Source organism: Tsukamurella pseudospumae (assembly GCF_001575195.1).
Taxonomy (GTDB): domain Bacteria; phylum Actinomycetota; class Actinomycetes; order Mycobacteriales; family Mycobacteriaceae; genus Tsukamurella; species Tsukamurella pseudospumae.
The window spans coordinates 1-2,701 of record NZ_LSRF01000031.1; the positions used below are offsets into that span (position 1 = coordinate 1).

4 protein-coding genes and 1 pseudogene are annotated in these 2,701 nt (G+C 67.0%); 4 read left to right on the forward strand and 1 reads right to left on the reverse strand.

Going from position 1 to position 2,701, the window contains the following annotated elements:
* The first annotated feature begins 46 nt into the window (after nucleotides 1-46).
* The 4 genes from AXK60_RS10500 to AXK60_RS10510 all read left to right on the forward strand — a co-directional run bounded on the left by AXK60_RS10500 (nucleotide 47) and on the right by AXK60_RS10510 (nucleotide 1,579).
* A complete protein-coding gene (locus tag AXK60_RS10500) occupies nucleotides 47-346 on the forward strand; it encodes a hypothetical protein (RefSeq protein ID WP_068571092.1) in 300 nt (99 codons plus the stop codon).
* Between the two features lie 77 nt (nucleotides 347-423).
* Nucleotides 424-627: a helix-turn-helix transcriptional regulator gene (locus AXK60_RS10505; RefSeq protein WP_068571093.1), complete on the forward strand. Its 204-nt coding sequence runs from the start codon at nucleotides 424-426 to the stop codon at nucleotides 625-627.
* Between the two features lie 81 nt (nucleotides 628-708).
* Nucleotides 709-990, forward strand: a complete 282-nt coding sequence (locus tag AXK60_RS26385; RefSeq protein ID WP_139057879.1) for a hypothetical protein — start codon at nucleotides 709-711, stop codon at nucleotides 988-990.
* Nucleotides 971-1,579, forward strand: coding sequence for a hypothetical protein (locus AXK60_RS10510; protein ID WP_139057880.1), 609 nt, complete (start codon nucleotides 971-973; stop codon nucleotides 1,577-1,579). The genes AXK60_RS26385 and AXK60_RS10510 overlap by 20 nt, the downstream gene beginning before the upstream one ends.
* A 14-nt stretch (nucleotides 1,580-1,593) precedes the next feature.
* Here the strand turns inward: AXK60_RS10510 and AXK60_RS26930 are convergent.
* A pseudogene (locus tag AXK60_RS26930) lies at nucleotides 1,594-2,701 on the reverse strand (hypothetical protein); the annotation flags it as partial.

Here is a 2,701-nt window from a genome sequence, read left to right on the forward strand (position 1 = left end):
TGTTGCTGGGGGGCGACGACAAGAGGGACTTACAGGGAGGTCACGGATGGAGTTTTCAGCGACGGTTTCGCCTCCGTGTGAGCCAGTACCGCAGTGGTTTGACCTGACGACGGCGACGTCGGAGACGGCGGCGGAGGCGCTGCGGATGTGTGCTGGGTGTCCGTTTCTCGATGCGTGCGACAGGCTGCGCCTGGAGCTCAAACGCGATGGGAATCTCGCGTTCGCGATCTATGCCGGGCACATGCACGCCAAGGGCGGGGTGGAGGTGCCGGCAAGCGAGATCCATCGCGTCGACAGCTTCGGCCATCGCGGCCGCGTCGTGCGGCGCAATAGCGCGGCCGCGTAAGCAGATCGCAGCAGGCGCGGCGCACGACGCGGGCAGGCGGTCGCTCGCGCCGCAGGCGCCGATCTAAGCTGTGCCGCGTGGAGTACTACCTGTCGCTGGGCGAGGTCGCACAGCACACGGGTGTGTCGCTCTCAACGATGAAGACCTACCTCGCCCGCGGCTATCTCCCCGAGCCCGATGCGATCATCGGCCGCAACCGCGGCTGGCGCGTCGAGACCATCGACGCGTGGACGCAGAGCCGGCCCGGGCGCGGGGCGCGAACCGACCAGCACAACGAGTGATGCGCGCGCGACCGGAGGCACGCCCTTGTGTAACGGCGACTGGCCTCCACTTACGTCTTTGCGGTCTCCTATGGTGACCGCATGACAACGGAGTGGACGCCCGGGCAATGGAAGCGGCAGAAGGCGCTCCAAAAGCCGATCACAGGGGTACCGGATCACTTGATCCCACCGCTCGTTGAGTGGATTGATGACGAACTGCGCTCTCCTGCCGTGCGTGTGCGTTTAGCCGTGGAGCTGCAGTGGACAGACCTTCCCGACTACTGGGGGACGTACGGCGGCAACTGCGCAGCCGATCAGACGGGCGGCATTACCCCGTTCCGGGACCGACGCCATACTGCTGAACTTGATCGAGTGGTGCCTTGAGAACGGCAGTCACGTCGATGTAGTCGAGGACAGCGCGGACGGCTGGAACGTGCGGAGGATTCGCGGTGCAGGTCTGGAGGATTTGCTGTCGCGTGGCAACTCGGCGTACCGGGTCCGCACCGACGGCACAGGTCTTGAGTTCCGCACATCGCCAGAAGCGATCCGACAGTTCGAAGCCACCGTCGACAACGCCAAGGACTCAGTTGCCGGCCACCTCGTAGAAGCGTGGAACGCTGCGTACGCGATCGCCCCTGACCCGGGCAAGAGCGTCAGTGAATCGGTCAAGGCGATCGAGGCCGCGTACGAACAGCTGATCTCGCCAAAGAACGCGCTGCAAACGCTCGGCACGATGATCCGCGACATCACGGCAGGACCCCAGAAGTGGACGTTCGTTCTGAACGATCACACCGACGCTGATGGTGTAGCGATGGTCGTGGCAATGATGAACCAGGTGTGGAAGAACCAGCAGCGGCATGCGACCGGACCGAACCCGCGCACAGAAACAGTCGAGGAAGCGCAGTGCGCTCTCCATCTAGCCGGCACCTTGGTTCAGTTCGCCAGCAGCGGCGCATTCGTCAAGACGCAGTAGTTCCCTCCACCTGTCTACGCAGTGACCTCGTCTCGTGAGGACAGCTGCGCGAGCGCGTCGCGCCAGTCCATCCGACCGTCGGGCTTCGTGGGAAAGCGGCCGGCACGCGCGCGGATGGGCGCGGCGATCGGCAGTGCGATCGCCGCGGCGGCGCCGGCTGCGGCCGACACGCCCGTGCGCCGACGTCGTTTGCCCGGTGTGCAACGCCAGTCCAGCTCCGCACGCCACCAGTCGAATGCAATCCGCTCAGCACGGTGCCGGCGAGCCCGAGCGACCGTCACGCCGGCAGCTCCAAGGATCCGCGCCACGCTCTCCCACCGTGGCCTCCACGTCAGCATGCGATGCTGCCCGAGCACAGAGAGCCAGCGCACAACGGTGCGCAATGAGTACCCTGTCGCTGCAGCAATCTGCGACGTCGGTACACCCTGTGACCAGTAGTAGTGCACCCTCTCCCCCACACCACCGAAACCGTCACGCCAGACCCATACGTCGTGCTGGGCGTGCTCTAGTCGGGAGGGATCCGCGGGGGGAAGCTCGCGGGCAGGGGGGCGTGTTTCCACTTGTGTTGCAGCTGGACATGCAGGCGGATCGAGAAGGGTCCACGACGCCGCTGCGGTGCCCTCCGACACGGCCTGCAGACGCACCCAGCCCTCGACCGCGAGGCGCCGCAGGCTTCGTGAGACGGTCGAGGCATCGACGTTCGCGGCCTCAGCGAGGCGCCGCACGTCGACGTTGATCGTTACCGCGTGCGCCTGCTCGCACAGCGCGGCGAAGGCCAGCAGTACCCGCTCGTCGCTCGCGCCGCCCGGGCGCGCCCACCGCGGCCCGATCGCGGCCGCCGATAACGTGGCGGCGAGCTGCACGGCCACCTGATCGTCGGCGCGATCGGCCGCGGTGCGCGGCCACGCCGACTCCGCAGCGAGCATGAGCGCCTTCTGCCACTGGCTGATCGCATGAGCCTCACCGCGCTCGTAGTCCTCGCGCAGCCGCACCAGCCCGGGTTGCTGCAGCTGCGCGAGCACATCACGCCACGCCCACCCCGAGGCGGCCATCCCGAGCAGCACCCGCCATGCGATCGACGAGCGATCCGCGGCAGCAGCGATCGGCGTGGTGAGCAGAGTG